Source organism: Amycolatopsis sp. lyj-23, assembly GCF_046549135.1.
Lineage (GTDB): Bacteria > Actinomycetota > Actinomycetes > Mycobacteriales > Pseudonocardiaceae > Amycolatopsis.
The window spans coordinates 208996-215419 of sequence record NZ_JAJPWN010000023.1; the positions used below are offsets into that span (position 1 = coordinate 208996).

Consider the following 6424-nt stretch of genomic DNA (forward strand, 5'->3'; position numbering starts at 1 on the left):
GGCGCCCGCCACCACCTCACGGGGTCAGCAGCGGCAGCAGCGGCTTGCGGACGGCCGTCGCGACACCGTCGGACGCCTCCGCGGCGGCGAGCCGCTCGGCCGACGGCCTGCCGTAACCGGTCGTGCGCTGGACCAGCGGACGGCCCAGCGGCTCGACCATCGCCCGCATGTCGCTGATCGTCTTGTACGACCCGTTGGACGCACCGGCCATCCGGCTGATCGTCTCCTCCATCAGCGTCCCGCCGATGTCGTTGACGCCGCCCTGCAGCACCGCGCGGCTGCCCTCTTCGCCGAGCTTCACCCAGGAGCTCTGGATGTTGTCGATCATGCCGTGCAGCAGCAGCCGGGCCAGCGCGTGCACCGCGCGGTTCTCGCGCAGCGTGGTGCCCGGGCGGGCGAGGCCGGCCAGGTAGATCGGCGCGCTCTGGTGGATGAACGGCAGCAGGACGAACTCGGTGAACCCGCGTCGCCCGTGCTTCTCGAGGCCTTCGCGCTGCAGCCGGGCCAGCAGCTTGAGGTGCGCGACCCAGTGCGCCGGCGTGTCGACGTGGCCGTACATCATCGTGGACGTCGTCGGCAGGCCGACCTCGTGCGCGGTCGTGACGACCTTGATCCACTCCGACGTCGGCAGCTTGCCCTTGGTGAGCACCCAGCGGACGTCGTCGTCGAGGATCTCCGCCGCCGTGCCCGGCAGCGAGTCCACACCGGCCTCTTTCGCCTTGATGAGCCAATCGCGAAGCGACAGGTTCGTCCGCGAAGCGCCGTTCACGACCTCCATCGGGCTGTAGGAGTGCAGGTGGATCTCCGGCTGCCGCCGCTTGACCTCGGCCGCGAGGTCGAAGTACGCGGTGCCCGGCAGGTCCGGGTGGATGCCGCCCTGCATGCAGATCTCGGTCGCGCCCGCGGCCCACGCCTCGTCGACGCGGTCGCCGACCTGCTCCAGCGAGAGCGTGTACGCGTCGGCGTCGGTGCGACGCTGCGCGAAGGCGCAGAAGCGGCAACCCGTGTAGCAGACGTTGGTGAAGTTGATGTTCCGGGTGACGACGAACGTGACGTCGTCACCGACCGTCTCGCGCCGCAGGTCGTCGGCGATCCGGGTGAACGCGTCGAGTTCGCGGCCGTCGGCGTGCAGCAGCGCGAGCGCGGCGTCGTCGGACAGCCCGGCGGGGTCCGTTTCCGCGCTGCGCAACGCTTCCAGGATGTCCGTGTCGAACTTGGCCGGCCCGGTCTTGATCCGGTCGCCGATTTCCTTCCAGTCGCCGTACACGGAGTCGAAGTCGCTGCGGCGGTCCTCGGTGCGGCCGCTGGTGTCGATCTCGGTGTGCAGCTCGGTGCGCCCGGACTCCTGCCAGCCGCCGTCCGGTTCCTGCCACGGGATGCCGACCGGCATCGCGCCTTCGCGGGCCATGCCCGTGTCGTAGTCGACGAGCGCGGCGACGTGCCGCGTGATCCGCGGGTCCAGCCACGGCTCGCCGGCCTTGACGTACTCGGGGTAGATCGTCAGCCGCTCCTTGAGCTCGAACCCGGCCTTCTCGGTGCGGCGGGCGAGCTCGTCGATCTGCGGCCACGCGCGTTCCGGGTTGACGTGGTCCGGGGTCAGCGGTGAGACGCCGCCCCAGTCGTCGATGCCGGCGCGGATCATCAGGTCGTACTGGTTGCCGATCAGGTTCGGCGGCGCCTGGATGCGCATCTTCGGGCCGAGCACCAGCCGCGCGACGGCGATGTTCGCGGCGAGCTCTTCGAGGTCGGCGTCCGGGGTCGCACGCATCTTCGTGTCCGGCTTGGCCCGGAAGTTCTGCACGATGACTTCCTGGATGCCGCCGTAGGTCTTGGCGACCTTGCGGATCTCGAACAGCGCGTCCGCGCGCTCCTCGAACGTCTCCCCGATGCCGATCAGGACACCGGTGGTGAACGGGACGCTGCTGCGACCGGCGTCTTCGAGCACCCGCAACCGGACCGCCGGATCCTTGTCCGGCGAGCCGTAGTGCGGGCCGCCCTTCTCGCTCCACAGCCGGGTCGCGGTCGTCTCCAGCATCATGCCCATCGACGGCGCGACCGGCTTCAGCCGCTGGAAGTCCTGCCAGGTCAGCACGCCCGGGTTGAGGTGCGGCAGCAGGCCGGTCTCCTCCAGGACGCGGATGGCCATCGCGCGGACGTAGGAGAGCGTGTCGTCGTAGCCGTGCGCGTCCAGCCACTCGCGGGCGGCCTTCCAGCGGTCCTCGGGCCGGTCGCCGAGCGTGAAGAGGGCCTCCTTGCAGCCCATCTCGGCACCCTTGCGGGCGATGTCGAGGACCTCGTCCGGGGACAGGAACGGCGATTCGAGCCGGCCCGGCACGGTGACGAACGTGCAGTAGCCGCAGCGGTCGCGGCACAGGCGGGTCAGCGGGATGAACACCTTGCGGCTGTAGGTGATGACGCCGGCGCGCCCGGCTTCGGCCAGGCCCGCGTCCCGGATGCGGGAGGCGTACTCGGACAGCTTGGTGAGGTCGTCACCGCGGGCGTGCAGCAGGACGCTCGCTTCGGCTACGTCGAGTGTCTTCCCGTCACGCGCCCGGGCGAGCGCGCGGCGCATCGCGGAGGCGGTCGGGGCGGTGGCGTCGGGTTCGGGTCCCATTCCGCCAACGCTAGGACTGTCCTCGCGAGACCAGCCAGGGTGTGTTCGGCACTCGGTTCACCCGATCGGTTCTCTCCGCGATCTTCGCAGGTGAGCGGGGTCCCGTGGTTGTCGATCAGCTCGTCGACGTGTATTACCTAAAGGGTGGCATCGGTGGTCGGCAAGAAGATCGGCGGACGGACCTACTACTACCTCGCGGAGTCCGCCCGGGTGGACGGCAAGCCGCGGGTGGTCACCCAGCGTTACCTCGGCACGGCCGACGAAATCGCCCGGGCCGTCCCGGGCGGCGAGCCCGAGTCGGCGTCGTACCGGACGTACGGCGACGTCGCCGCGGTGTGGGCGACGCTCTCCCGGCTGGATTTCGTCGCCCGCGTCGACGACGTCGTGCGCGCGAAGCCGTCGCTGGGGCTGACCCTCGCCGTCGCGGTGCTGCACCGCGCGACCGCTCCGGAAACCCCGATCGGGTCGTGGTGGGCGGGCTCCGCGGCCGCGGAGCTGATCCGGCCCCGGCTGTCCACTGTGGATGGTCTTTGGCGGGCCCTGGAACGGTTGACGCCGGAGCGCATCGAAGGCATCGAGGAGACGGTCGCGGCCGCCGTGCTGGCGGTGCTCGACGACCACGCGGCGCTCGCCGTCGACGTCCCGCAGTTCGCCGCGTTCGCCCCCGCCGACTGCACGCTGCCGTCGGCGTGCCAGGGCGTGCTCGCCGGGGCCGGCCTGCGGGTGACCCGCGACGGCGCCATCCCGCTGGCGTCGCGGCTCTACCGGCGTGACGACGGCACCGCGCCGACGTTCGCCTCGCTCATGGCGGAGCTGGGGCCGGCGACCCTCGTGTTCCACTCCGGCCAGGCGGCCCAGCTCGATCTGGGCTCACGCAGCGGGTTCGTCGGGTCCCTGCCGCTGACCGACCACCCCGAGCTGCTGACCCAGCCCGCGTCCGCGCGCCGGCGCGTCGACCCCGAGCGGTTCGCCGGGCTGACGGCGCTGGACACGCACGCCGTCGTGGACGGCGTCCGGCGGCGGGTGATCCTGACCCACTCGGCGACGCTGCACGCGGCGCAGTCCCGCGCGTTCGCCGACGAGCTGGCCACCGCGACCCGCGAGCTCGACGGCCTCGCGGAGGCACTGGCCGCGGGCACCCACCGCGGCGACCGCGCCCAGGTGCACGCCGAGATCGGCCGGGTGACGCGCGGCCGGCGCATCGAGCGCGTGCTCACCGCGGTCCTGAGCGGGAACCGTCCCGGGGAGATCCGGGTGGAACGGCGGATCGACGCGCTCGCGCTGGCCCGGCTGGACGAAGAGTTCTTCGGCAAGCAGGTGCTGGTCACCGACCGGGACTGGCCGGTCGCCGAGGTGGTGACCGCCTACCGGGCCCGCACCCACCTCGAATCGACGTTCCGCTGGCTGACCGGGCCCGCCGTCACCGGCCCGACCCCGCGCTGGGAGTGGACGCGGCAGCGGATCGCCGCGCACGGCCTGGTCTCGGTGCTCGCGGCGACGGTGACCCACCTGATGCGGCGCGAGGCCGACCGCGCGGGGATGAACCTGTCGGTGCGGGAGCTGCTGGACCAGCTGGCGGGCATCGGCGAGCTGGTGCTGCGCTACCCGTCCACCGGCGGGCGGCCGCGGACCAAGCGCCTGCTGACCTCGCCGGAGCCGGGTCAGCAGGCGCTGCTTTCGCTGTTTCAGCTCTCGCGGTAGATCTGCAGCGCCGAGAAGCTCTGGACCACCGGCATCAGCTCGATGACGTTGATGTTCACGTGCTTCGGCTGGTTCGCGGCCCAAAGGACGGACTCGGCGACGTCCTCGGCCGTCAGCGGGGTCGTGCCTTCGTACACCTTGTCGGCCTTCGCCTCGTCGCCCGCGAAGCGGACCTTCGAGAAGTCCGTGCCGCCGACCATGCCGGGCTCGATGTTCGTGACCCGGACGCCGGTGCCGTGCAGGTCGCTGCGGAGGTTGAGGCTGAACTGGTGGACGAACGCCTTGGTCGCGCCGTAGACGTTGCCGCCGGGGTAGGGGTAGGTGCCGGCGATCGAGCCGATGTTGATGACGTGCCCGCGGCCGCGCTCGACCATGCCCGGCAGCAGCGCGCGCGTGACGTGCGCGAGGCCGCGGACGTTGGTCGCGATCATCTCGTCCCAGTCGTCGAGGTCGGCCTTCTGCGCGGGCTCGAGGCCCTTGGCCAGGCCGGCGTTGTTGACCAGGACGTCGACCTGGTTCCACTCCGGCGGGAGGTTCTCGATGGTGGTCTTGACCGCTTCGGCGTCGCTGACGTCGAGTTTCACCGGGAGGACGGCGTCGCCGAGCTCGCCGGCGAGCTTCTCGAGCTTGTCCTCGCTGCGGGCGACGGCGATCACGCGGGCGCCCTCGGCGGCGAACCGGCGCGCGATGGCGTCACCGAAGCCGGCGCTCGCGCCGGTCACGAACACGGTCTGCTGGGTCATGGGGTCGCTCCGCTGCTCTTGCTCGTCGTCAGGAAGGTGCTGAGTGCCTCGTTGAACTCCGTCTCGCGCTCCAGGTTAGGCAGGTGGCCCGCACCTTCGATCACCACCAGGGTCGAAGCCGCGACTTCCCGGTGGATGAGCTCGGCGTCGCTGACCGGGGTGAACTCGTCCTCACGGCCCACGACGACCAGGGTGGGGACTTCGACGTTCTTCAGGGTGCCGGTGTAGTCGGGGCGCTCGGCACGTCCCCTCAGCGCGGCGGCGGCTCCTCCTGCAGGGGCGTTGCGCATCATCCGGCGGACGTGGGCCTCGACGTCCGGCCTGGTCGCGCGGGTCTGCTTCGAGATCATCTTCGGGAGGAGCTCCTCGGCGTAGCGCTCCATGCCTTCCGCGGTGATGCGGTCCGCCGTGTCGTAGCGGGCCTGCTTGGCCTCCGTGGTGTCGAGGCCCGCGAAGGTGTCCGCGAGGAGGAGGGCTTCGACGCGACCGGGGTGCTTCTGCACCAGCTGCATGACGATCTGGCCGCCCATGGAGAGGCCGCCGAGGACGAAGGTGTCCAGTTCGAGGCGGTCGGCCAGGTCGACGAGGTCCTGCGCGAAGACGTCGAGGCCGGTCTTCTCGTCTTGGGTGGGCGACTCGCCGTAGCCGCGGAGGTCGGGGGTGATGACCCGGTAGCCGCTTCGGGCGAGGTGCTCGGCCTGGGGCCGCCACATCGAGCGGTCGAAGGGGTGGCCGTGGACCAGCAGGACCGGGCGGCCGCTCCCGAGGTCGTCGTGAGCGAGGTTCATGCCGCCGACGCTAGGCGGAGCTTTGTGTCGGAGCAATACGGTGCAATGTAGTCGGAGCAATGTTCTTCCGGTCGTCTTTCGGTGGCGCTCCGGGCCGGTTGGGGGCAGACTGGGCCTTGGACGGGCTTCGTCACGGGGTCTGACCTGCGCCGATCTTGTTAAGGGACCCCCCTGTTTCGGGCCCTTTCGGGGCATGTAAAGTTCTCCAAGTCGCCAGGGAAACCGAGCGGCGGGGACACGAACCAAGCTCTCGCGGATCGCGATTGAGTGGGTGTCCCACCAAAACTGCTAGGAATGACTCGCTTCGAGCGGGCCGCTTGATCGCGGCGGGTTCGGGGTGTGTTGCTTGAGAACTCAACAGTGTGCTAGTGAACTAAGCCAGTAGAGCTTATGTATTGAAACCTCGTATGAGGTTCCTTTGAGAGCATTAAATTGCCTCGATTAAACTGTTCATTGTTGGAGAGTTTGATCCTGGCTCAGGACGAACGCTGGCGGCGTGCTTAACACATGCAAGTCGAACGCTGATCCATTTCGGTGGTGATGAGTGGCGAACGGGTGAGTAACACGTGGGTAATCTG

Annotated in this window: 4 protein-coding genes and 1 rRNA gene; 2 read left to right on the forward strand and 3 right to left on the reverse strand. The window is 70.0% G+C overall.

Going from position 1 to position 6424, the window contains the following annotated elements; all coding sequences use genetic code 11:
* Positions 1–16: 16 nt before the first annotated feature.
* The gene (locus tag ACLJPY_RS43910) at positions 17–2614 is read right to left on the reverse strand and encodes a bifunctional FO biosynthesis protein CofGH (RefSeq protein ID WP_410596912.1); all 2598 of its coding nucleotides are present in this window, start codon (positions 2612–2614) and stop codon (positions 17–19) included.
* Between the two features lie 153 nt (positions 2615–2767).
* Between ACLJPY_RS43910 and ACLJPY_RS43915 the strand changes: the two genes are divergently transcribed.
* The gene (locus tag ACLJPY_RS43915) at positions 2768–4315 is read left to right on the forward strand and encodes a transposase (RefSeq protein ID WP_410596921.1); all 1548 of its coding nucleotides are present in this window, start codon (positions 2768–2770) and stop codon (positions 4313–4315) included.
* On the opposite strand, the gene ACLJPY_RS43920 is transcribed toward ACLJPY_RS43915, so the two are convergent.
* Both ACLJPY_RS43920 and ACLJPY_RS43925 read right to left on the reverse strand, forming a co-directional pair.
* Positions 4300–5058, reverse strand: coding sequence for an SDR family oxidoreductase (locus ACLJPY_RS43920; protein ID WP_410596913.1), 759 nt, complete (start codon positions 5056–5058; stop codon positions 4300–4302). The two genes, ACLJPY_RS43915 and ACLJPY_RS43920, sit on opposite strands and share 16 nt — an antisense overlap.
* Complete coding sequence (locus ACLJPY_RS43925) at positions 5055–5846, reverse strand: alpha/beta fold hydrolase (RefSeq protein ID WP_410596914.1); 792 nt, start codon at positions 5844–5846, stop codon at positions 5055–5057. Before ACLJPY_RS43925 ends, ACLJPY_RS43920 begins: the two co-directional genes overlap by 4 nt.
* 453 nt (positions 5847–6299) lie before the next feature.
* Here ACLJPY_RS43925 and ACLJPY_RS43930 point away from each other — a divergent pair.
* A 16S ribosomal RNA gene (locus ACLJPY_RS43930) occupies positions 6300–6424 on the forward strand; the annotation flags it as partial.